Consider the following 22,963-nt stretch of genomic DNA (forward strand, 5'->3'; position numbering starts at 1 on the left):
ATACTATTATCTCTAAAAGGATCTACTTAAATGGCGAAGCGTGTACTGAGTGTTGGACAATGTATGCCAGATGCAAATGGGATTGCTCGTTTTTTGACGAGTCATTTCGATGTTGTAATTGAAGAGTCCGACGTTGAAGTTGATACCATGGAAAAACTGAAACAGCAGTCTTATGACCTGGTGATGATCAATCGGAAGCTGGATGCCGACTATAGTGACGGAATTGAACTGATTCAGAAGATCAAGAAATCCTCTGATGTGAAACCGTGCCGGTTGATGCTGGTTTCCAATTTTCCAGAGTATCAGGAAGAAGCGGTTCAGGCTGGTGCGGAATACGGGATCGGGAAAAAAGAATACCGGAATCCGGAGACCGTTGCGCGTTTACAACCTTATCTGGGTTGATAGCGGATGTAGCGACCGGGTAGTTTTTCCGAGTTGATTTCAAGTGGCTGATTGTTGTGAACGATCGGCACGCCGTTCGTTAGGACGTATTCGATTCCGCTCGAAAACTGCTGTGGGTTGTCGTAGGTCGCGTTGTCTTGAACCGTCAAAGGATCAAACACAACAATATCGGCAAAGTATCCTTCCTTCAATAGGCTCCGTTTGCCAAGTCCAAAACGTTTGGCAGCCGCGCCAGACAGCTTATATACGGCATCTTCGAGCGAGAAGAGCTTATGGTCTCTGACACAGGGGCCGAGCAGGCGTGGCGCCGAGCCGAACTGTCGGGGATGAATCATGCCCCCGTCCATATAGATGCCGTCGGTGCCCATCATATACAGATCATGCTGCAGAACGGGGTCGACCAGACGGTCATCTCCCATATTGAACACCAGCAGCACGGCCATCTGTTCTTCTATCAGCAGGTTGATCAGCGCTTCTTCTTTGGGGAGCCCGGTCTCTGCGACATATTGGCTCAGCGATTTACCCTGATGATGCTTATTTTTCTCTGTGAGAACCCAGGCAATCTGAATTGCCGAGATATCCAGCAGATAGTTTTCCAGGCCATATTTGAAACGCTGCTGCATTGCCGGCTGTTTTAATTTTTCGACTGCTTTGCGGGGGCCTTCTTCAAAAACTTCGTAAGGCAGCAGGAAGTGCAACATGGTCGAGCCGGGCTGGTAGGGATAGACGTCGAACGAGATATCAACTTCGTGGCGGGCGACCTGATCGATATATTCGAGTGCTTCCTCCGCCTGACCCGGGTGCTGGCCTTTCATGTGTGAAATATGCACTTTGACCCCTGCCCGTTTGCCGATTTCTACTAGTTCCTTGATCGCAGGCATTAAGGTTTTTTTATAGCGGATATGAGAAACATACAGGCCATCGTATTCTGCCATCGCCTGGCAGGCTTCCACGAGTTCATCCGTTGTGGAAAAACATTGCGCGACGTAATCTAGTCCGGTGGAAATTCCCACTGCCCCTGCTTCCATCCCCTTGTGGACTTCGCTGCAGATCTGTTTCATCTGAAAATCATCGACGCGCTGGCGGCTGAAGCCGCAGTTCATCGCACGCAGATTGGCATACGGAATGTGGGTCATCACATTTTGTACATTTTTACCGTCAATGAGCTTCATATAGTCTTCCAGAGATTCCCAGCCCGTATATTCTTCGGGAAGAAGTCCGTCCAGTGACAGCAGGTATTGGATCCAGTCCTGCGCGGTGCAGCGATCGACGGGCGCGTAGGAGATCCCATCAGCCATGATGACTTCGGTGGTGAATCCCTGGGATGTTTTCGAGAGAAAGTTGGGAGTGTTCAAAAGCCAACTGTCAGAGTGATTGTGTACATCCACAAAACCAGGGCAGACAATTTTGTCTTGAGCATCAATCGTGTGAGCTCCTGTCGCATTCTGCAGGTCTCCCAAGGCTGTGACTTGATCCCCTTTAATGCCGACGTCCGCGCGATATCGGGGAGAACCAGTGCCGTCGATCACGGTGCCGCCTTGAATCAGAACATCAAAATCAGGGCTTTGGGGGGAGGGATCATAGGTGTTCATGAATCACGTCAATTTCAGCTTGAGGAGTGACAGTGGTGGGAGAACGCTGGCTTTCTAGTTTACTTTGACATTATCTGGGCTGATAGAAAAGTCTCTTTAGAAAATATTTTAAAATAATTAAGACCTGATCAGGGGAAATGGCTCCCGTCTCGATTTGGTGATCATTCCCATTTCCGGCCTAATTCTGTTTTCTTTCGTTCAGGCAGTAACTACAATAAATAGAACTTTCCTGATGCAAGTTTCGTAAAAGTTAAGAAACGTTTTAACCGACTAAAGTAACATGACGTAAGAAGTTTACTTTAGAACATTCAAACAGGAGCACTTCATGAGTCAACGTTCAACTCGCCGCGAGTTCATTAAGCAATCATCGGCATTAGGCGCAGCCTTCTGGGTGGGTGGTCAGAGTCTGCTGGCAGCAGAGAAATCTCCGATGGAAAAATTGAACTTCGCATCGATTGGTGTGGGGGGAAAAGGTTCCAGCGATTCGGCAGATGCCGCCAAGCACGGTAATCTGGTCGCGATTTGTGATATCGACGATAAGCGTCTGGCGAAAGCGGCTGCCCGTTATCCCAAAGCCAAAAAGTTTAATGATTATCGTGAAATGCTCACGGAAATGGACGGGGACATTGATGCGGTCACTGTAAGTACGCCTGACCACTCACATGCCCCAGCCAGTGTGATGGCGATGAAAAAAGGAAAGCACTGTTTTACACAGAAACCGTTGACCTGGTCAGTTAAAGAAGCACGCGTGATGCGTGAAACTGCCAACGAGCACGGCGTGGCGACACAGATGGGAAATCAGGGAACTGCCAAGAACGGTTTCCGTGATGCAGTCGAAGTGATCCGTTCTGGTGTTCTGGGTAATGTTCGCGAAGCACATGTCTGGACCAACCGCCCTGTCTGGGGTAAAGGTGTAGAGCGTCCGCCTGAAGGTGAACCCGCACCGAAGCACATTCACTGGGACTTGTTCCTGGGGCCTGCTCCCTATCGCGAATTCAGTACGCTGTATCATCCCTTTGAATGGCGTGGCTGGCTTGATTTTGGAACTGGTGCCCTTGGCGATATGGCCTGCCACACAATGAATATGCATGTGATGGCCCTTGATCTCTATGATCCAAAGTCGATCGTCGCAGAACAGGAAGGGATGATCGAGAATGAAACGTATCCCAAATCGACCAAGATTACGTATCAATTCGGCGAACGTGGTGAAGGTGGCAAGATTTGCCCACTGAAATTGACCTGGTACGATGGTGGTAATAAGCCCCCAGAAGAAATTCTGATGGGCGAAAAGATGAAGTCCAGCGGCGTTGTTCTGGTTGGTGATGAAGGAAATCTTTACACCCCCGATGATTACGGTGCAGAATACGTTCTACTGCCTCGGGACAAGTTCAAAGACTTCAAAAAGCCTGAGCAAAGCCTACCGCGCTCACCCGGCCACTTTGAAGAATTTGTCGTGGCCTGCAAAGGTGGCGATCCTGCGATGTCCAACTTCAATTACGCCAGCCGTCTGACGGAAACAACATTACTCGGTAATGTTGCCATTCGTGCCGGCAAGAAGCTGGATTGGGATGCCAAGAAAATGGAATTCACGAACGCTCCTGAAGCAAACAAGTTTCTGAGCCGTGATTACCGTGATGGCTGGTCTCTCTAAGCCGAGATCTCTGTTTAAAAAATGACGTTTCGAATCCCCGCAGGGTAAATGCTCTGCGGGGATTTTTGTTTTGTGAGTGCTGTTTTACCAGTTTGTTGTGAGCTAGCGAATAATATCTTCCAGCGCCGAGAGCGAGACAACTTCCATTCTGGAAATCAGAATTCGTTTTCGGTTCACGGCAACGCCGTGCATACCCATTTCGTGGACGTATAATTCGCGGGTCGTTGTTGTATCTCGCAGGTCATGAGCATCCGCATCTTCCAGAACTAGATAATGCTGGTCCTGCCCGATCAAAGTGCCTGCGATCACATACAGGCTGGAAAGATCGACCACGATCGTCTTCCCGATGAGTTCGTCTAAATAGTGGCTTTCGTCACTCATAAAAGGTGTCCGCAATGAAAAGTGTTTAGAATACAGGGCAGTCGCACCCCGGAAATTCAAAGCCTATTCTGACCGGTTTTCAATGGAAAGCAACCGCAGGCAATCCGAGGTTACCAAACGCCTGGCGGAAACCCGGCTTGACCCAAAATGCAAAATCGAATATGAGACGTGTCTCAAACGATCCTCCCAGTGCCTCTCCCATATTCTGTTTCTGTCAAAAATCATAAGTCCTAATGACTCATTACCTTAGGTAAGTCTCAAGCGGTACGGCTGAGTCTGCCGTCTGCGTGTTTCTCACAGAAGTCAGTGATTTAAAATGAAGAATCATTCCTTTCAAATTCCATTTTCGCTTTCGATGAAATTGCTCTCACTTTGTCTGGTATTAATCGGCTTGGGGACTCCCTCTTCGCTTCTGGCTCAGGAGTCGACTCAAGCGAGCAAAACTTCTGTGCTGTTAATGAGTACCGGCAGAATCCTTTCAGGAAAAATTAGCGAAAGTGCGGGCGGCTATTTTGTGAACAACCCGGCCGGCAATATACTGGTTCCGTATGAAAGTGTGCTGTTCGAAGCGAACGACCTGCATGAGCTTTATGTCAAACAGCGAAATTCGATGAAATTTCCAACGGCGAATTCACACCTGGATCTCGCACGCTGGTGTATTACAAATAAGTTATACGCTGAAGCAAAAGCGGAATTAAGAGATGCGATCCGACTGGAACCCAAACGCTCGGAACCACAGTTGATGTTACGCAGGTTAACACAACCTTCCGCCAACAATCAGCCAACGGTCGAAGAAAAAATCAAAGAGACGATTCTGAAGAAACAGCTGTCCCAGTCTGAAGAGGCGACATCCTTATCGGGAATCTCACGCGAACAGTCGGCTATTTTTGTGCGAAAAATTCAGCCGATTCTGTTGAATAAATGCGGTAATGCGAGTTGCCATGGAAGTGCTGCTAAATCAGAATTTCGTTTGACACAGGTCAGCCGCCGTTACGGGAACCATCGGATTTATGCAGAGAAAAATCTGGCCGAGGTGATGAAATGGGTTGACCTGGATGAAGCCGCTCGCAGCCAGTTGCTGGTCCAACCAGAGCAAGCGCATCTCCAGCAGGGAATTAAAGTTTATTCCGGATACGCCGGGCGAAAGCAGAAGCAGCTCATTCAAAAGTGGGTGGGGGACGTCGTGGCGGATCGCTTGCAGCAGGATCAAATGCGGGTAGATCGTTTGACGCGTCGTGCGCAACGCCGCAAGGGGCAGGCGAAAGAGAATCTGTTGGAGCAGGCAGCCGCAATACAATCAAAGAACCCAGTACAGCAAGCAGTGCAGCAAGTGGCGATGGAAGCTGAACCAGTTCCTCTGAAAGGCGACATTTCGCTGATCAGCGGTTTTGAACCGAAAAAACTGTCAGATCAACAGATCAACGAACTGGTGAAGGAGAAGCCCACTGATCCCTTTGATCCGGCACTGTTTAATAATGGCACAACACCCAAAGTGCCTTGAGGCAATTGGTGTGTCTTAGCAGCACCAGTTTTCAATGAGTGCGGCAAACTTTTGGGTCCCCTGCTCCAGTTGTTCGAGTTCGATGAATTCGTCGTGAGTATGTGCCTGTCCGATGTCACCGGGACCGAACACCACGATATTTTTCATCTCTGTGAACTGGCTGCCATCGGTTCCGTAAGAAACAGTCCTGGCCTGTTCCTTACCGGCAATCTGCAGCACTTCGTTTACGAAGGGAGAGTCCGGTTCGGTGTAGACGGGTTGTCCGCCACACTTGAACTCGAATTCGATACCACATTGTTCTGCCGCTGCGCGAGCACGGGTCACCAGCTCTTCGGGATCCTGTCCCGGCATGGGGCGGAAGTAGACCGTGCAGATACTTTGAGGTGGCGTAATATTGACGGCATTGGTCCGGTCGTTGATGCCAATATTCCAGCCGTTAGTAGGAGGATCAAACTCTGCATTCTGCCAGCGGGGGTCCGTCATGCATTCCTCGTACAGTTTTTTCATTTCAACGAGGAACGGGATCATCGCCAGATTGGCATTGATGCCGGTACTCAAACTGGAATGGGCGGCCCGGCCGTGTGAGATGGCCTGGAAACCATAGGTCCCCTTGTGAGCGTATACGACTTCGAGACGTGTGGGCTCGCCAATGATGCCGTGTGCTTCACCGGCAACCATTTCGCGGTAGATGCTCGATTTTTCAGCGACGTGACGGGCACCGTGATAGCCGACTTCTTCATCTGCAGTGCAGGTAATATAGAGTGGATGTTTCAGATCGCGGTCCACATATTGTTTGGCGGCGGCCAGCATGCAGGCGATCGAACCTTTCATATCACAACTGCCACGACCAAAGAGTTTGTCGTCTTTCAGGGTCGGGGTGAAAGGTCCAAATTCGTCCGTGAACCAGGGATCAGCGGGTACGACATCGGTGTGTGCGAAATACGCCATGCCTCCCTGCCCTTGTCCGCGTCGACCGATGATATTCGCTTTGCGAACTCCTTTGGCATCGTCATATTCCAGACGTTCGATTTCGAATCCCAGACTTTTCAAAGCCGCTTGGACATAATCGCTGACTGCCAGATTGGAAAGGTTACTGGTTGACTCAAATGCCACAAGTTCCTTCGTATAACTGAGTGCATCCATGGGAGAGAATTCCGAATTCGAATCTATGATTGTTGAGACAGCAAATGGCGTTTGAAGTGGGATAAGGTCTTGTCCCACATTATGGGAGAGAGCACGTGCCCTGCACCCTCTTCAATATAATAAGTGAAATTCGTTTCTGCATGCTTGGCAGCGTAGTTGTTTGCAATTATTTTGACACCATTTCGGACTTCATCGATCGGACTGCCCCCGTCTCGTTCGCCAAAATTCAGATGGAAGGGACGCGGCGCGATCAACGCGGCGATGTCGGGCGTGTCGCCATACTCGTAAATTCCGGGGATAAAGTTAGGGAAACAGTGCAGCATATGCTCGCGATGAATGCCTTTATAAGTCGGCAGACAGCAGTTTCCGACCAGGCACTTGATCCGTGGCTCCCAGGGGCCAACCAGCCAGGTATGCGTCGAGCCCATCGAGTGACCGTAACAGCCGATCTTTTCATCGACGACTTCCGGGCGGCTCTGAAGATAATCGATGGCCCGTTTCATATCCAAGATATTTTTCCAGGCCATACACTTCCCGGCGACGATATACCGCAGAAATTCAAAGCGTTCAAATTTGCCAGCTTTCAATTTGCCGGTGGAATCCTGGCGTTCTTCAAAACAGAGGGCATCAGGACAAAGGACAACGAATCCTTCTTTCGCGAGGGCGGCCCCGGTGTGATGCATCGGGTTCCCCGCCAGCCCCGCCGGTTCGCTTTTGCCCAGATGATACTGACCGGCATGCTGATGCCAGACCGCGACGGCCGGAGCAGGATGCGCGGGCGAAACCATATCGGGAATCAGCAGCATCGCGGGAATCGCATCGCCGGGCTCGGCTTCGTAGGTCAAAGATTCAATTCGGTAACCGTCTTTCTGGATCGTCTCAAGGTGTTTGACATTCAGCGCCGGCGGCTCAGGCCACTCACCACCTAAACCTTGTAATAGCTTCTTTTGAAAATCAGTGGGGGGCATGTTGGTCACTCCAGGAGCTAAACAGGAAGCGATTTGCAAAACATATATATTTCTGTTTATACCTTGGTGAGTGTGCGGAAGAAAGCGAACATTTGAAAAGATCGACTGCTTTCCCAGGATGATCTTTTACTCGACGCCACTGGTGTCGATGCCGTTTGGTTTCAGGTAGGCAAGTAGTTCGGGAATTGTGTTCTCCAGTTATTTCTTGAGGTAGTTGAGTCTTTGGTTCACCTCAGTATGCTGCGGAGCAAGCGTTTCAAGTGATTCTCTGGAATTGTCGTGAATAGAATTCACTCTGTTTCCAGGATGTCTTCCCATTCGAACATGAGTCCGTGTTCGCAATCCCAATCGACGGCCAGATAGCCATCAATGACAATCTCATCGTCATCTGGCCATCCGGGAACGGTCAGATTGATTCTCGGGATGCCGATATAGGATTTGAGAGAGTTGAAGTCGGGTACTTCCTGGTCATCATAATCGATGTCAAACTCGGACTTCTCGAATTCGTCCATCTCGACCCAATAATCAGAAAAGCTGTCTACGATTTGCTGTTTCAGGTCCGTCGCTAGAGGCAGGAGGTGGGATTGCAGACGCTCCATGGCGTCCAGGAGCAGGCTGATTTGCTGATCTTCTCCCGGCTGAAACTCAATATCGACGTTGAAGTCGGTCCAGTCGTTCTGGAATCCGTCTGGCTTCGACCAGGAGACGCGAATCGTGCTACATTCAAAATCTTCATCGATGCTATAGGGGCCGTAGTCGTCCATCCGTTTCTGGAGCGTAAGGTCCTGTGTGATTTGCGGGTGAAAAATATCACTGTATTTTTTCTGGAATTCCTCACATTCAGCCAGACAGCTTTGCAATTTCGGGAGCAGATCCGTCTGGTCACCTGAGTATTGTTCGTAGAGGTCGGTCAGTTCCCGGCGGTGGGAAACCAGTTTAGCTGAATTGCCCTCCACTTTTTGATAGAGTTGTTCGAACTTCTTCATCTGGCGTTTCAGCGATTGAATCGCATCCAGCTGGGCTGCCCTCTGCGCTTCCCGCAGACGCTGCGTTTCCAGTTCCTGCAGATGGGCTTCGGGATCAAAGGCGGGGGCCTGTCGCGGGTCGCCATGTTTATCCAGATCGGACTGCAGGTCCTCTTGATGGCTGGTGACGTATGCATCCAGCAGGACTCTGATTTCCGACAGGGTTTCAATTTCCGGATCGTCCGGAGTGGGGGGCGAATTATCGGGCGTGTATCCCGCCTGGTCAGCCAGCTCCGGAAACTCATTTGCTAAATTCTTCCGTAATTCATTCAGGGCTGCTGCGGGATCGATCTGTTGCATCTGCTCTTGAAGATTACCCCTGGCCTTCATTAGCTGGCTGATGGGGGACCGATTTTCGGCAGTTGGAATTTTCTCTGCAATCCGTGTCGCACCAATTTCTCTAAATGCAAATGCGGTTTTTTCAATTCGATATTTCAGATACTTTCCGGTTTCATACACCGAGTAAGACCGCCAGTTGGTCAGGTCAATTGCGTCCCCCGCACCCTCAATGAAATCATGCACAATCCGGGTGATGAGCCCTGTCTCGGAAATTTTCTGCTCGTAAGTCCGGTATCGCTCAGCGTGCGAGTGATTATTCAGGTAGAGTCCTGCATAACGGCACCAGTCTGTATAATCCTGTGAGTCAATCATTGGTTGGCCTTGGTGTATCTCAGAAGCGATTAATGAAGAGATAGTATTGCTTATACCGCACAAAAGTGTATTGTGAAACCGTTTGACAGAGTGCTCGAGAAAAATTTACCTGATCTTTGTAGTCTGAAGAAAATGAAGACATTGACAGCTACAACACGTACAACACGCTCACGTATTTTCGGCACTGCTGATTCTGGGAGATTAGTCGCACAGGCAACAGAGGACGAACCATTTCAGGAGTGTGAAGTAAGATTGGGGATTCAACGAGATTCCGACTCCGGTTATTTACTAATCTTAAGCCCCGCAGGATATTTTACTGTGGATGCGTGGCATGACTCTCTGGAAGCGGTGCAGAATCGGGCACGGGATCTGTTGGGAGTTAACTTCGAAGAGTGGTCTTTATAATCTCAATTGCACCTGAAAATCGATCCAGGCATAACACTTTCACTTCTCCAGCATCGCCAAGCTTCTTCACGCCCTCTTGAACTGACAGCTCTCGAAAACTATGCACGTCGACCGCCTGTTGCATATGGCTCGTTTTAAATTTGTATTGTCGAAATATTAATTATTGGCGAAGGTGGTTTCTCGTTATCAATCAATTATGAGTAAAGTCATTTCAGGTTCTTGTGATGGCTCTGTGGTGACTTTGTATGAACTCCCGTTTTTACGATTGAAAACGATCGCACTCAGAACTGCCATTCGTTACCTTCTATACAAATGAATTATTTACGAATCGATTTGAGCCATTGGTATTAAATGAGCGTTGTCGCAGGAACAACCCCATCTTTTACAGAGTGGCAACTTTTTGTGAGCGAGCAGGATGACGATCAAAGTAAGCTGTGGGATGTGCGGGAAGAACTACAAAGCCCCTGATAAGGCGGCAGGTAAGCGACTGCGCTGCAAAGAGTGTGGGGAGTCGATCAAAATTCCTGAGCCGGAGGTTGAGTATGGGGATGACGACGACGGCTTCTCCAACCTGCTCGCCGATGCGGTTGAACTGGAATCCAAATCAAAAACGATTCGACGTCCTGTTCGCAAGCCGATGGTCGAAGCAGAAAAATATAAAGGGGATGAAGATGGCCCCGCGACCCGTAAACAGGAAAATAACTACACGCAAGACTTGATCGCGACGTTCCTGTTTCCCCTGGATCCAGCAAACATGTTTACGTTTGTGATGATCTGGGTACTACTTTGCCTGCGGGATCTGATTCTGCCGTTTGGAGGCCGCATCGGGCTGATGGGCTATATCATTATTCTGGGATGGTATAGTAATTATCGTTTCAGCGTCATCTATGAAGCGGCGGCCGGCGGTAAGGAGTTGCCTGAGTTAGCGCCAGAAGAAGGCTACTTCATTCCGATGTTGCAATGGGCGGGCACCTGGCTGCTCGTACATTTGCCCGCTTTTCTCTATCTGGGGATCGCGCTCTTTCTGTTTTTCAGCAATTTAGGCGAAGACGCAGGGCCCTTTCTGACACCGGAGGAAGTGGTTGATTTGCTGCCGGTATTTCACCTGGGAGTCTTTGTGATTCTGTATTGTCTCGGCCTGTTTTTCTGGCCGATTCTCGCGTTGTGTGTAGCCATCGGGGGGATCGAGACCATCTTCCGCATCGACCTGATGCTGCTGACAATCTGGCGTTCGAAAGCCTCGTATTTCTTTACTGCTGGCGGGATGTTTTTGACATCCGTTGTCTATACCTTTACCGCCATCGCAGCGATCCAGTTAGGTTTCGTCGGAATCATTGTGATGATGGCGATCGTCCTCTATATGGAAATTGTCTCGCTACGGATGATTGGCTTGTACTACCACCACTTCAAAAAACGGTTTGCCTGGAATTGGGGTTAACGCAGGTGCTGGCTTACTTTTCGTGAATGGTCTTTATGGTCTGATCAAAGACGGGCTGCATTTTTTCAAACAAGGCCTCATCACACAGACAGATCAGGTTGAATTGGACACGTCCGGTCAGCAGTGTGACGCGTAATCCTTTTTTCTTGCCGCCGAGCAAGCTTTTGGTGGTAAAAACAGAACTGCAAGTGTCGCCCATTTTCGTTTTGAACAACTGGAAATTGCCGATCTCCTGATAGTTCGAGTAATCTTCGGCAAATTTCTTTTTCATTAAATGATGGATGCCTACGACAGGAGGTTCGATCTCGTCGTCAGCGCCCTGGTTCATTGACAGACCTGCTCCTCCCAAAGCGGATCCTGTCATGTTTCCGCGAATGGAAATCGAGGTGCTTTCATCGGGAGCAGTAAATTTGGCCCAGCTTTGAACGCCACCCTGCCCGCCCCCACTTTTGACCGCCCAGTTTTCCGGGTATTCACAGCCGAAATTACCAACTTCGGGCTCAAATTTGGCAAACTTTGCTGGTGCTACAACATTATTGTTGGCAGTGCCCCCCGGATTCAGAGTACTTCCCCTTGAATAGACAAAGTAGCCCAGACCGGCCATGATACACATTCCCAAAACGCTGCCACCAATGAGAAGGGGTAGAGGCAATTTCGTATCGCCTTCCTTTGAGGACTTCGTTTTCTTCGGAGTCTCTTGAGGGCCGCTTTTTGAACTGGAGCTGCTTTTCTTTTTTCGTAAACGACGTGACCGAATCTGTGACGAATCGTAAAAATCATCACCGTCTGATTCTGAATTGACTGCTTGCTTTTTGCGCGACGTTTTTGATTTATTCTCACCGTCTGCTTTCAGTACAAAAGGCGATTCACAATTTCGACAGTTGACTTTTTTGCCCAGCATTTTTTCACTTTTGAGCTTCACTCGTTTCTGACAGTGTGGGCACGTTGCGATGACTTCTGGCACGATTTCAAACTCTCCTTAAGCAGTTTTTTCAGGCATTTCAATTCGCCCCGGCAGTAAGCGCTGCCGCTTTGACCATTCCAAGTTTAATATGAATAAAAAACTTCAGGTATATACTGATATACAGAAAAGAAAGGGAATGCAAGATCTGTATAAATAACAAAATGTGAATTTCAGATTTGAATCAATTTGTATTTTTGAAAATAAAAAATCAGACAAATCAAAGACTCGAAAAGGTCAATTGCGTGACAAAGCTCATTGGTCTGTGACTGTTACTGGCGCGACAACGCAGCATCAATGGGCTTTGTTCTTTCTCAATCTGACTGAAATATCGGGAAGCCATTCACGAACAAGATGCAAACTGGTTCACATCGACAACGATTTATGCCATACTTGAAGACAAGATACCTTCAAAGTCATCTTGTCAAGAAATGTGTCTGACTTCCAGGAGACTCCGATGCGGCCATTGATGTTAAAACACGTTCTTTGTTGTGTGCTTGTTTTCGTTTTGGGAATCGGGCTTGTCTCCCAGAACCGGTTACCGGCAGCAGAGGCTGCCTATTCGTTTGGGTTTGCGAAAACAGAGATTACACCGGAAGTGCCCTTGCGCCTGTCGGGTTATGGAAATCGGGCCAAAGTGTATGAGGGCATCGATGAACCACTTTATATTCGTGCGATTGCCATTCAGACGCCGGATCAAAAAGTCTGCTCGTTGGTCTCACTCGATTCAATTGGCTTCGCCGCCTCGTTTATTGATCGCATCGCGCAGCAGGTCAAACAGAAGTATGGCGTGAACCGCGATCAACTGATGGTTTGCAGTACGCACTCGCATACGTCTCCCCAGCCGGTGGAAGGGTTATCGAATATATTTTCGACCCCGCTGACCGAATCAGAACAGCAGGCAGCGCAGAAATACTGGGACTCTGTCGAAGCACGCATCGTCAAGACAGTCGGTGCAGCGATTCAAAATCTGCGACCCGGGAAAATGTCAATCGTCACGGGTAAGGTCGGTTTTGCACAGAATCGCCGTGTGTTAAAGGACGGGAAATGGACCGGATTCGGCGTGAACCCGGACGGCCCCGTTGATCATAGTCTGCCGATCATCAAAGTAACCGACGAAGCTGGAAAATTACGTGGTCTGATATTTAACTATGCCTGTCACTGCACGACGTTTGGGAGTGACTACAATCGCTTGAATGGTGACTGGGCCGGCTACGCTGCAAAATATATTGAAGAACAGCACGGCGATATCGTCGCCATTTGTACGATTGGCTGTGGTGCGGATCAAAACCCGGTGCGGGGCAAAAAAGATGTCGCGAAAGATCTGGCGATTGGACATGGACGCGCGATTGCGCTGGAAGTCAATCGGCTCCTGAAGCAACCCGGCCAGGAATTGACGGCGGAACTGCAGACCGCATTCGGTTTTGCCAATCTACCCATTGATGCGCCGTTGGAAAGTGTATTGAAGCAGGCTTTAGAGCATCCACGCCCTCAGGTGAAACAGCACGCAAAGAACATGCTGGACGTGATTAAAACGGCAGGACAGCTTCCCAAAACGTACCCGGCTCCGGTTCAGGTCTGGAAGTTCGGGAATCAGCTCACCATGGTTTTTCTGGGTGGCGAAGTCGTCGTTGATTATGCGTTGCGTCTCAAGCAAGAAATCAAAAGCGAAAACGTCTGGGTCAACGCCTACGCCAACGATGTATTTGGTTATGTGGCATCAGAACGCATGCGGGATGAAGGCGGCTATGAATATGATTTTTCCATGATCTATTACAATCAGCCGGGCCCCTGGGCCAAAGGGACCGAAGAACTTCTAATCCGCCGGATACACGAACTGGTGAAACAGGCCCGGTAATGTTCCGCATGACTTGATTGACGTTAGCTTGGCCGCGATCACGTTTCATCAAAATCAAGTCCCTCAAGCCGCCCCAGCCTGACATTTCGCACGATTTCACAAAGATTGGCAGCAGGAAGTTCATTTTTTTTGAAATCCAGTCCTGCATTGTGTGTTGTAAGTATTGAGAATAAAAGCACTTTCAAGTTAAAATCGCGAACCAAGTTATGAGGATTCTTCAGCGCGAACTGAATTCGCCTGAACAGAGTCATAAAGAAACACAAGCGCCCGTAGCTCAGCTGGATAGAGCAACGGACTTCTAATCCGTAGGTCGGAGGTTCGAATCCTCCCGGGCGTATTTATAACTCTTTATGTTGTAGTGGTTTATTGAGATTTCTCTTTTGTGTTTCAACGCTCTTTAATTCACTGGTACCTGTTTTGGTACCTAAGTCTGCAGCTGAATTCCAGATTGATTCTGCCACTTTTTCTGCGTTCCTGCCCACGTAAAATTTGAGCGTTGTTTCCATGCTCTCGTGACGCATGAGCTGCATTAGTGCTTGAGGCATCACTCTTAAAGACCATCGCTCACCGAAAGATCTTCTCAGATCATGGGCAGAAGCAAAGCGACGTTTTCTCTGTCCTGTTTTTTTGTCTTTGTTCCCGATGTCTCCAACAACGATATTTGCTCTTTCTCCGATGTCGGCAATTTTCTTTGAAACAGTAGATGCAAGTAATCTTTTCCCGCGTTTCTTTTGGGCTTGGGGATTGAACACGGGGCCAATTCTTTTCTCTAGTGGAACAGCTTCTAGGAACTCAGCAAATTCAGGTACGATGGGTAGCAATCGGTCTTTATTCCCCTTTTCTGCCTCTGCCCTGATTCGTAGCATCGGGTACTTACCAGTCAGGTCAATTGAAAGCCTGTCTTCCCGGTCCCAATATAATTCTAGTGACTCTGCTAAACGCAAACCGGAGCACCATAATCCCCAGAGATAGAAACGCCATGAATCCGCCTGTTTCTCCCCACATATTTCAGAAACAGCTGCCAGCATGCGCTCGAACTCTTCCAGACAGAGAGGGCGTCCTCGCATGGCTTTCTCTGTTCTGGCTCTCTTGAGCTTTGGAAAGTCCGGAACGACAGTAATCAACTTGATTGATTTTGCCCAATTCAAAGCAGACTTCAGATGAGCCAGATTGCTACGAATTGTGATTTCTTGTAACCCATCTTTGCGATGGTGTTTAACAATCTTACTGATTGCGTTCGCGTCTACCTGTAAAAGCAAGCGAGGGCGAACAATTCTTTCAACGGCATTCAATGTGGCAGATATTTTTTCGCTGGTTCGCTTCGCCATACCCGGGACAACTTCTGTTTCATATCGCTCGCGAAATTGCTTCCAGGTAATCGTTGATCGGTCGTAATAGACACCCTCATTTAATTCTTTCTCTAAACGCAGGGCAAACCGTTCCGCTTCCCGTCTGATTTTTGTTTTGGTGCTTTTACGACGTTCCCGCAATGTGACAGGATCAACCCATTTCACATAAAAATTCTTGCTGTTATCTCTCTTGAAGAGGATCAATTTAATAGCTGCCATCGCTCGTATTTCCCTTTCTCGTTCACAATCTCGTGTTATAGGACGGTATCCTTCGCCGGAGAATCAATCGCGTTTCACTCCCTTCAGCGCGATTGTGGTTGAAATTGGGACAAGTCTCAATTTTAGAAAACTCACCCAATGTTCAGGTGACCGCGGCTTGATTATGCGTAAGTGATTCGTAATGGTCAATCAGAACCTCGGGGATACATTATAAAGTTCTTACTTTATCGGTCCGACCGCAAGGGCCTTCTGTCGTTCCACGGAGTACAACAGGTCCCCACTATTTCTGGGGAAGTCCAGACAGCCAAAAAAGAAGGAAAGACACACACAAAACGCGATAGCTTCTATATTACTCAGAGATTTTTCCATTTCGATATAGTACCTACGCTCCCCTTCGACGACTTTAAAAGTCAGGAACATCCTGGAATGCCGGTTCATTCAGCCCTTTGATGAAACTTAATAATCATAGACGAACTGGGTAGCTCACTTCTCAATTCAACGTTAGCATCTGGCCGGAAATGATATAATGCTAACTGGGTCACTGGCATCATGTCGAAAGACGGTCCAACCATTTTGCTCCTGCATTGGGTAACATGCCATACTCCTAATGTCGCTCTGCTCAAATTATGCTTTCTCCTTATGCTGACTTGTGGTTATCGTCATCAATTTTTGTCCTGAATATTTGGAAAAGTTGTCGAATAATTACTGTTCGAAATACAAAGATTCGATCCCCAGAAAACACTGAATGTATAGAGAGAACATGAACTAAATATTGTAAAGAATGAATATTTGTAATAATTGTATCCCTGTTATAGATATCTCTTTTCCTCTCTTATAAGCCCCTCAAAGGTGGGTACAAAAATTACAATTATTACAGAATTTCAATGACTCATATCGAGAGGTACACGTTCTTCTTGTTTGTTATGGTCTTTATCTCTTCACATCGGATATCACCACTCAAAGTAAGTGATTCAATAATTTCGTTGCGGTCTCTCACTCTGATACCTCTTGTCTTGCTGGTAAGCCCCGACTTTGTGATTCCTTTCCTACCTGCCGCTTTGATGACTCTCAGAACTTTTTTGGTCATCGCATCGAATGGATTTTCAGAAACCCAGTCGGAAGCCGTGAAGATCATTTTCCGTGTCAGGTACTGACTGAGACTGCAAGCCCACTCTGCCGCCGCTAAGTTTACTCGTGGTGATTGTGTGTTCTCTGAACAGGCAAAAATCAAGGCCAGTTTACGTGCTTTCTCAACAGTCCGCGTCCACATTGAGGAAATCGTATCATTATCAGTTTTGCGCTCGTTGTAAGCAATTTCCTCCAGTTGCTGGAAAATATCTTCTGCATCCGAATCATATCCCACTACTTCAGGGCCTGGGTTTTCGCGTCCCAGATTCCCACCAGGGGCGAACTGAAACCAAGTTGCTGCAACCGCTTTGATACTGTTGGGGACACCATAGATCGAAACCTGCTGTGGCCTTGGGTCGTGATTCGCTGTCTCAAAGATCATCATTCGTGACAGAAAGCCGTCTGTCAGGTTTTCCGATGTTAAGCCCTCGTACAAACTCTGCGGCACTGTGGTGCCGTATAAGCACACGTGAGGCTGATTAATCGCTTTGTTTTTACTAGAGTCCGCATAGGCGTCGCCAATGTAAACCGAGTTCGCACTCGTAAACATTTTCATAAGAACGGTGGCGATGTGGTAAAGATGTGGAGAACTACTCGCATTGGCAAGTGTTTTAATCATCCTGCCGATTTCGTCCAACTGCAAAAGCTGGCAGTTCTGTTTTTCAACCGCCGTCACGAGTCCTGCATGACTGGCCAAACCTTCCGGACCAATCAGTTCTCCTGCTCCAGACTGGAATAAGATTTCTTTGTTGACCTGCCGGGCTCGCTCTTTTCCGCCTCCCGACTTGCACACACTTAAACAATACACGTTGGTACGTGTCCCGAATCGGTCTGAAATTTTTCTTCCCGTCAAGGTGCCGACTAGAGCGATAGCAGCAGCAAGGGCAAGCACGGGTTGAGGCTTAAACGCACCATCCAGATTGTATTTCATCACGTCACCGATGAAACCGGTGACGTTTAATAGCTCATCTGGAAACGGCCCTGGATCTTCTGCTGTCTTTGACTTTGGTTCAACGAATTCTTCGCCATCACCGTGAACGTATCCCTTACCAATTTGATCCGGGGTGTAGCGGGCAATACTAGCTGCCACACGCTGAACCTCTGGTTCTGGAAGTGGTGGAGTGCATCGATTCTGATTAACTACATGCAGAGCCCCAGCAATCTCTGACTCCCCGAGACCTATCCGGCGCATACTCCCGCCAATACGAGATAGCGTGGCATTTCGCTTTCCATCTGGGATCGGGGTGTCTTCCCATCCCAGATCTAATCCTTCCTGGGCCACCTCTTTCAGCTTCTCAACAATCCACGCAGGGGCCTCAGCAAGGCTCTCAAGCGGTTCATCCAATTCATAAGACGGAAGCCATTCATACGCTTTGTCTTTGATCCGAGACGGCGGAGCAACGATATAACCACCGTCTGCCCTTGTATCGACCTTAGGGGCCAGCTTGCCAGTCGTATTCCTGAATTCGCCGTTTGGTGGCTGCCTGAAAATAAAGTGCCGACCACCACTAGGCGTTTGTGACATAGCACCGTGAGACAGGTCGTCCATAATCTGGCGGTTGGTCAACCATTCGTTACCAGAACCGTCGATATCAACGACTAAGAGCCCATTGGTAGAAACGCCGATATTGGCAAAAACATTTTGTTCCCACCATTCGATGATTTGATCTTCATCAGTGGTGGCATCAATGCAGCCGTTTGGAGTGAGAGGCTTTTTATCGCCACAACCACAGGGGAAGACTGAGTAACCCAGTCCTGCATATTCGAGAGCCGTTTGTAAGAATATATTGTTTTGGGTAATCATTCCGCTTTCCATTTCATTCCTAACATGAAAGAAAAAAGAAGAGCCCCCTGTACTTAAGGGGGCTCCCTTCTGATGCTAATTTACTAAGTTTGTTTTACCCATCATTGATTTACGAACGACTTTTTTAAATGCAATGATCTTATTGGCGTCTACCTCTTCCTGCGCCAATTCACGATTAAATAAATCCGTATCAATCACCCTGTCGATTGCTTCTTTTAGGATTTCTTCTAACTGTTCAGGCTTCAGTGCCTCGACTTCAAATACATTCTTGCCATACCCACTCATGAAGTTTTGAAACTGCGATTCAACAAAAGTCTGAGGGCCATCATAGGTTCTCCAACAAGAAACGGGCCGTGTGGGGTCTGCAATCGCATTCATTGAAATTGAACCCTCTAGCCTAGCTCTCGCTACCAGATCAGTCAGACTCTTATAGCTCTGCTTATCATTCTTATAAATGGAACCTGGCTTTCTGGCATGCTTTAGCGGTGGATCGTTGAGAAGTGCATAATGGATCTGGCGAACACTCAGAGGCAAATAGTTTCGACGTTCACGGATAGCCTCAATCACCGCCTTTAGAAAAGGTACTTTTGCACCTGAAATACTGGAACGTACCTTTTGCCCTTCAATGATAAAGGCTTCAGTAGTGCAACCAGTTTTTTGACGTTCTTCGATCAACGATTGGTACGCTGCTTGGGGGTTCTGACGCGCTAACTCTTCCCGTACCTCTTCATCAAATGTTTTTTTGCGTTGCCTGTTGTGTTCTGCCAAGCGTGCCGTAAATGCATCTATATCGTCCCCTCGCCTGATATCAGACAAGATAGCCGGAATCACTTCCAGACCAGCGAGAAGAGCTGCGCAGTGCCGCCTATGTCCCGAGACTATGTAGCCGTCCGAAGTGTAGATAATGGGGTCAAGAACACCCTCATTCCAAATGGAGTCCGATAGCTTAATGATTTCAGGGTCTTCTGGATCAACGGGCTTGTATATCGTGTCGTTTTCAGGACTCGGGGTCACGGAATCGATATCGATGTATTGGATTTGATCTGACTTTGGGACTAGTCCCATTTTTGTTATTTCCGAAACTGGGACTAGTCCCAATTCTGAGTTTTCGGTGTCTGGAGTCGCTGTTTCAATTGGTTCTGTTACCAAGAGGTTCATCCTTGTTTAATGGATTCAGAAAGCAATCTTAGATTAGATGTCACGTGCAGTCAGAATTAGATTCCACCAGGCGTACCACTCCCCCGGTTTAATTAAGGCTACACAGTTCATCCAATCACAATTGCAGAATTACAAGTCGAGTCAGTCCGTACGCTCTCTACGAACGGACTACACACAATCGAATTTGATAGCACAATCAAAACGATCAATTACGCAAGATAGAAACGCGGATTTAAAAATCTGTCGATACCACCTACAGCGGGTATCACGCGGCCACCTCCAGGCGGACAGGGAAATAATCACCGAGAGGCGCAGATTAACTCTGAGCAGCTTGGGGTAACTTGAGATAGTCAAGAAAATCTTGACCCAGGACAAAACAGCGGCGTCCTGCTTTGCGGACAACAAGGCCATTTCTGCGGACCGTGTCCAATGCGAATCGACGAATTCCGGTGATCTCCATAAAGCGGGCCAGCGTGTAAGCCTTACCACTTTCAATTGCTCCACCAGTTCCTTCCATGTAGCAAATTCCTTCTGCTAAAGAGATAGAAGCCCTAGAACATCCCTAAGGGTTGACTCCATACTAATCGATATCTGGTAGTAGTCAATTGTATTTTACACTAAATGCTGTGGTTTTTCCAATTAATATCGTGACCCCAAAATAGTCTGGTTGATTGTCTGTTCATATATTGCATTCATAGTGGTTTCCGTGGTCTTCCGCGGGGGCGGGTGGTGCTTTCCAGTGAGAGTCTCACAGCCGTGTTGCTGGTCCATTTTTCATTGCCGAAGGGGGTGCCTCTCACGATACATTTTCTTATGGCGGACAGCTCTGCGTCGGACTGGGGTTTATTCAACAGCGCCCGCCATTGTCGCGGCAGCCGTGGATTCTTCACCGTCGCCAGCCATTCTGGCGTGGCCTGTTTCTGCTGCCGCGCCCAGGCGGAGCCGTACACCCACTCCTCTGCCTTCTTAACCAGATTCGCCCGCAACGGGTTGCGTTCAACGTAACACATCACGGTCAGTAAATGGTCGTCTGATTGAATCGGGAACGACTTGAACCGTCCCTGGTAGAGGTGACCGGTGCCGCCGGTTGCATAGTGAGCGTGCCAGCGCATGGTGTGGGTCACAGTCAGCCGCTGGAAAAATTCTGTCAACTGAGTATCCGTCGTGGGACGCACAACAAAGTGCCAGTGGTTGGGCATCACCGACATCGCAAAGATCGGCAGAGGATTCTTCTGCCACGTCTCCTCGACCACCCGCATGAACGCAGCATAATCATCCGGCTTCTCAAACAGAGTCAGCCGCGCAACAGACCGGTTCAGCACATGAAACACTTCACCGGCAGGACAAATTCGTTTGGGTCTAGGCATGGCCCAAGTCTAGCAGAAACCAGTGAGAATGACAAGAGAAAAGAGTCCTGACCCCTTTTCCTATCCACGCAACACCTGTCCCAGAAACGACCAGACCATGATCGCAGTAGAATAAACGCCGTGTGTTCCAAATAATCCGTTATGCCGGGCGAAGATCCGCGCGATGCGTTTGGCAGAGAGCAGCTTTGAGAACGGTAAGCCTGCAGACGACAGAAAAGAATCGAGAACCAGTTGAAAACTGCTGCTGCCTTGAGACGACGATTCAGATAAATTAACAGCCATGAAAAACCCTCCCTGGTGATTTCGTGACAGAAGATCCAGGGAGGGTTCAAAATATTATCGCCGGGAGCGGTTAAAAAGCGAGACCAACTCCAGACAGAAATGATTTTACAAAATATTCGTCTCTGTCATAGACCAACGTACGCACAAAGTGAAAGATGACAGTGCCATTCGTCACTGACACCTTTTTTTGCTTTGTTCTTGACAAACTTCAAGACAGTCGCTGACCACTTTTTCTGCCCCATTCGTCGCTGCCCCCTTTTGCTTTCCACACTAGTATACACTTTCAGGCCATTCTATTTCACTATCCTCTATCCATTGAATACGTGAAGAAGGTTGTTCTGGATTATTTAGAAAATCTTCAACAGCTAACCAGGTATTCTCTGAAGAAAGAAAACATCCAACTGGGTACTTCAGGTCATCTAATTCTGCAAAGTCATTTATCTTACTTATGTCACTAAGTGAAAATAAACAATATTCAGGATTTTTAGTCTCTAAATTATCACAGGTTAGTTGCAGCAAGAATCCTAAATTTGACCAGTGTGATATCACAAGTGAATACTCCTTATTATCATCAGATCGAAATTGTAGAACCCCGTCACCTTCAGAATCCCAGACTTCTGGTTCATAATCCAAAAAGTATTCCTTCCACTTATTAGGATCACAGCTACCATTAGCAAAAGTCATAAAAGTATTATTAAAACTAGGCATAATTCTATTTCCAACCTTTCCATTTTCCATCAATAATCTCTCCAACGTGTCCATTTTTAGTTATAATAGTTAATTGGTCAATCCCCATAGATTCAGCCAATTTGGGTAACGATGCTTGACATGGACCACAAGTTAATCGATCAACATATAGAGTTATTTTAGAAGGCAATTTACCACCTGTTTTTTCATATGCACGCATTAATGCATGAGCTTCTGCATGAAATAAAGCCTGGGCCCGACCAGCACTAAATTTGAGCTTTTCACGCCACATTCGACCAAGATTTTTGTCAGCATCGTTTAATAATGCAGTCGAGTTAACACCAAATATTTTATTCCCCTCAATTTCCACATAAGCCACTGTTCCAAGACCATCTCCCTTAACAGGAATCACATCCCCCAGTTCTTGCATGCCTCTTTTGCCTGTGCGAAATTTATCAATTGTCTCACTTAGTTCTGCTCGTAGTTCTTTAAGATTTTTGAGTCCTTCTGTGGACAGAAAAAGGTGTCAGGAACCTTTTTTAATCACCCCAGCCGATAAAACGCTTCCGCATTGTCGTGAAACAGTTTTCGCTGAAATGCTTCGGGTCGATCTTGCACAATCCATTTGAGTGCGTTGAGCCAGGATTCGTACGAGGACGTTAAGGTGCAGACGGGCCAGTCGCCGCCGAAGAAAATGTGGTCTTCCCCGAATGTGTCCAGACAGAAATCGATGTTCTGCTTCAGATCTTCGGGTTGCCAGTTCCCTTTCGTTGCCGTCGCGATAATGCCGTCAACAAAAAGGTTCCTGACACCTTTTTCTGTCCCCAGTAGTGGTAAGTTGGTTCGCTCAATCCCTCACGCTCACAGAAGGCACGGATCGAAAGTCCGGACTGCATGCGGTCTGAAATCGTTGTTCGCCAGAACGATTCACGGTCCGGGTTCCGCCGCTGGTCGGCACGTTGTGTTGGCTGGGATGCGGGCATTGCACTCGCT

The 22,963-nt window shown here is 48.0% G+C and carries 22 protein-coding genes and 1 tRNA gene; 7 read left to right on the forward strand and 16 right to left on the reverse strand.

Features of this window, described 5'->3' with window-relative positions; genetic code table 11:
* Positions 1 to 30 precede the first annotated feature (30 nt).
* Positions 31 to 402, forward strand: a complete 372-nt coding sequence (locus tag AAC022_RS16360; protein ID WP_339732687.1) for a response regulator — start codon at positions 31 to 33, stop codon at positions 400 to 402.
* Here the strand turns inward: AAC022_RS16360 and AAC022_RS16365 are convergent.
* Complete coding sequence (locus tag AAC022_RS16365) at positions 390 to 1,994, reverse strand: D-aminoacylase (protein ID WP_339732688.1); 1,605 nt, start codon at positions 1,992 to 1,994, stop codon at positions 390 to 392. The two genes, AAC022_RS16360 and AAC022_RS16365, sit on opposite strands and share 13 nt — an antisense overlap.
* A 325-nt stretch (positions 1,995 to 2,319) precedes the next feature.
* Between AAC022_RS16365 and AAC022_RS16370 the strand changes: the two genes are divergently transcribed.
* Complete coding sequence (locus AAC022_RS16370; protein WP_339732691.1) at positions 2,320 to 3,645, forward strand: Gfo/Idh/MocA family oxidoreductase; 1,326 nt, start codon at positions 2,320 to 2,322, stop codon at positions 3,643 to 3,645.
* 102 nt (positions 3,646 to 3,747) lie between these two features.
* Here the strand turns inward: AAC022_RS16370 and AAC022_RS16375 are convergent, their stop codons facing one another.
* Complete coding sequence (locus AAC022_RS16375) at positions 3,748 to 4,026, reverse strand: hypothetical protein (protein ID WP_339732693.1); 279 nt, start codon at positions 4,024 to 4,026, stop codon at positions 3,748 to 3,750.
* 316 nt (positions 4,027 to 4,342) lie between these two features.
* Between AAC022_RS16375 and AAC022_RS16380 the strand changes: the two genes are divergently transcribed.
* Complete coding sequence (locus AAC022_RS16380) at positions 4,343 to 5,527, forward strand: hypothetical protein (RefSeq protein WP_339732696.1); 1,185 nt, start codon at positions 4,343 to 4,345, stop codon at positions 5,525 to 5,527.
* 15 nt (positions 5,528 to 5,542) lie between these two features.
* On the opposite strand, the gene AAC022_RS16385 is transcribed toward AAC022_RS16380, so the two are convergent.
* From AAC022_RS16385 to AAC022_RS16395, 3 genes are all read right to left on the reverse strand, one after another.
* Positions 5,543 to 6,670 carry a M20 family metallopeptidase gene (locus AAC022_RS16385; RefSeq protein ID WP_339732698.1) on the reverse strand — a complete coding sequence of 376 codons (1,128 nt, stop codon included), beginning with the start codon at positions 6,668 to 6,670 and terminating at the stop codon, positions 5,543 to 5,545.
* Positions 6,671 to 6,693: 23 nt separating this feature from the next.
* On the reverse strand, positions 6,694 to 7,638 hold the full coding sequence (locus tag AAC022_RS16390; protein ID WP_339732701.1) for a dienelactone hydrolase family protein: 945 nt from the start codon (positions 7,636 to 7,638) through the stop codon (positions 6,694 to 6,696).
* 290 nt (positions 7,639 to 7,928) lie between these two features.
* Entirely contained in the window at positions 7,929 to 9,314 is a 1,386-nt protein-coding gene (locus AAC022_RS16395; RefSeq protein ID WP_339732703.1) for a hypothetical protein, read from the reverse strand.
* A gap of 132 nt (positions 9,315 to 9,446) precedes the next feature.
* Here AAC022_RS16395 and AAC022_RS16400 point away from each other — a divergent pair, with 132 nt between their 5' ends.
* Positions 9,447 to 9,719: a hypothetical protein gene (locus tag AAC022_RS16400; protein WP_339732704.1), complete on the forward strand. Its 273-nt coding sequence runs from the start codon at positions 9,447 to 9,449 to the stop codon at positions 9,717 to 9,719.
* Positions 9,720 to 10,134: 415 nt separating this feature from the next.
* On the forward strand, positions 10,135 to 11,157 hold the full coding sequence (locus AAC022_RS16405; RefSeq protein WP_339732705.1) for a hypothetical protein: 1,023 nt from the start codon (positions 10,135 to 10,137) through the stop codon (positions 11,155 to 11,157).
* Between the two features lie 13 nt (positions 11,158 to 11,170).
* Here the strand turns inward: AAC022_RS16405 and AAC022_RS16410 are convergent, their stop codons facing one another.
* Positions 11,171 to 12,121 (reverse strand): hypothetical protein, encoded by a 951-nt coding sequence (locus tag AAC022_RS16410; RefSeq protein ID WP_339732706.1) that lies wholly within the window; start codon positions 12,119 to 12,121, stop codon positions 11,171 to 11,173.
* 454 nt (positions 12,122 to 12,575) lie between these two features.
* On the opposite strand from AAC022_RS16410, the gene AAC022_RS16415 reads away from it, so the two are divergent.
* A complete protein-coding gene (locus tag AAC022_RS16415) occupies positions 12,576 to 13,976 on the forward strand; it encodes a neutral/alkaline non-lysosomal ceramidase N-terminal domain-containing protein (RefSeq protein ID WP_339732707.1) in 1,401 nt (466 codons plus the stop codon).
* Positions 13,977 to 14,239: 263 nt separating this feature from the next.
* Positions 14,240 to 14,313 (forward strand) — tRNA-Arg (locus AAC022_RS16420).
* Between the two features lies 1 nt (position 14,314).
* Here the strand turns inward: AAC022_RS16420 and AAC022_RS16425 are convergent.
* From AAC022_RS16425 to AAC022_RS16470, 10 genes are all read right to left on the reverse strand, one after another.
* On the reverse strand, positions 14,315 to 15,304 hold the full coding sequence (locus AAC022_RS16425) for a site-specific integrase (protein WP_339732708.1): 990 nt from the start codon (positions 15,302 to 15,304) through the stop codon (positions 14,315 to 14,317).
* A gap of 1,129 nt (positions 15,305 to 16,433) precedes the next feature.
* On the reverse strand, positions 16,434 to 18,476 hold the full coding sequence (locus AAC022_RS16430) for a bifunctional DNA primase/polymerase (protein ID WP_339732709.1): 2,043 nt from the start codon (positions 18,474 to 18,476) through the stop codon (positions 16,434 to 16,436).
* 75 nt (positions 18,477 to 18,551) lie between these two features.
* On the reverse strand, positions 18,552 to 19,625 hold the full coding sequence (locus AAC022_RS16435) for a ParB N-terminal domain-containing protein (protein ID WP_339732710.1): 1,074 nt from the start codon (positions 19,623 to 19,625) through the stop codon (positions 18,552 to 18,554).
* Positions 19,626 to 19,950: 325 nt separating this feature from the next.
* Complete coding sequence (locus AAC022_RS16440) at positions 19,951 to 20,151, reverse strand: hypothetical protein (protein WP_339732711.1); 201 nt, start codon at positions 20,149 to 20,151, stop codon at positions 19,951 to 19,953.
* 175 nt (positions 20,152 to 20,326) lie between these two features.
* Complete coding sequence (locus AAC022_RS16445) at positions 20,327 to 21,001, reverse strand: transposase (protein ID WP_339732712.1); 675 nt, start codon at positions 20,999 to 21,001, stop codon at positions 20,327 to 20,329.
* A gap of 60 nt (positions 21,002 to 21,061) precedes the next feature.
* Positions 21,062 to 21,283 carry a hypothetical protein gene (locus AAC022_RS16450; RefSeq protein WP_339732714.1) on the reverse strand — a complete coding sequence of 74 codons (222 nt, stop codon included), beginning with the start codon at positions 21,281 to 21,283 and terminating at the stop codon, positions 21,062 to 21,064.
* Positions 21,284 to 21,553: 270 nt separating this feature from the next.
* A complete protein-coding gene (locus AAC022_RS16455) occupies positions 21,554 to 22,021 on the reverse strand; it encodes a hypothetical protein (RefSeq protein WP_339732718.1) in 468 nt (155 codons plus the stop codon).
* The gene (locus AAC022_RS16460) at positions 21,996 to 22,487 is read right to left on the reverse strand and encodes a deaminase (protein WP_339732728.1); all 492 of its coding nucleotides are present in this window, start codon (positions 22,485 to 22,487) and stop codon (positions 21,996 to 21,998) included. Before AAC022_RS16460 ends, AAC022_RS16455 begins: the two co-directional genes overlap by 26 nt.
* 26 nt (positions 22,488 to 22,513) lie before the next feature.
* Complete coding sequence (locus AAC022_RS16465) at positions 22,514 to 22,822, reverse strand: amidohydrolase family protein (protein ID WP_339732730.1); 309 nt, start codon at positions 22,820 to 22,822, stop codon at positions 22,514 to 22,516.
* A complete protein-coding gene (locus AAC022_RS16470) occupies positions 22,711 to 22,953 on the reverse strand; it encodes a hypothetical protein (protein WP_339732719.1) in 243 nt (80 codons plus the stop codon). The genes AAC022_RS16465 and AAC022_RS16470 overlap by 112 nt, the downstream gene beginning before the upstream one ends.
* Between the last annotated feature and the right edge of the window lie 10 nt (positions 22,954 to 22,963).

It is taken from the genome of uncultured Gimesia sp. (assembly GCF_963976445.1).
In the GTDB taxonomy this organism is placed as follows: Bacteria; Planctomycetota; Planctomycetia; order Planctomycetales; family Planctomycetaceae; genus Gimesia.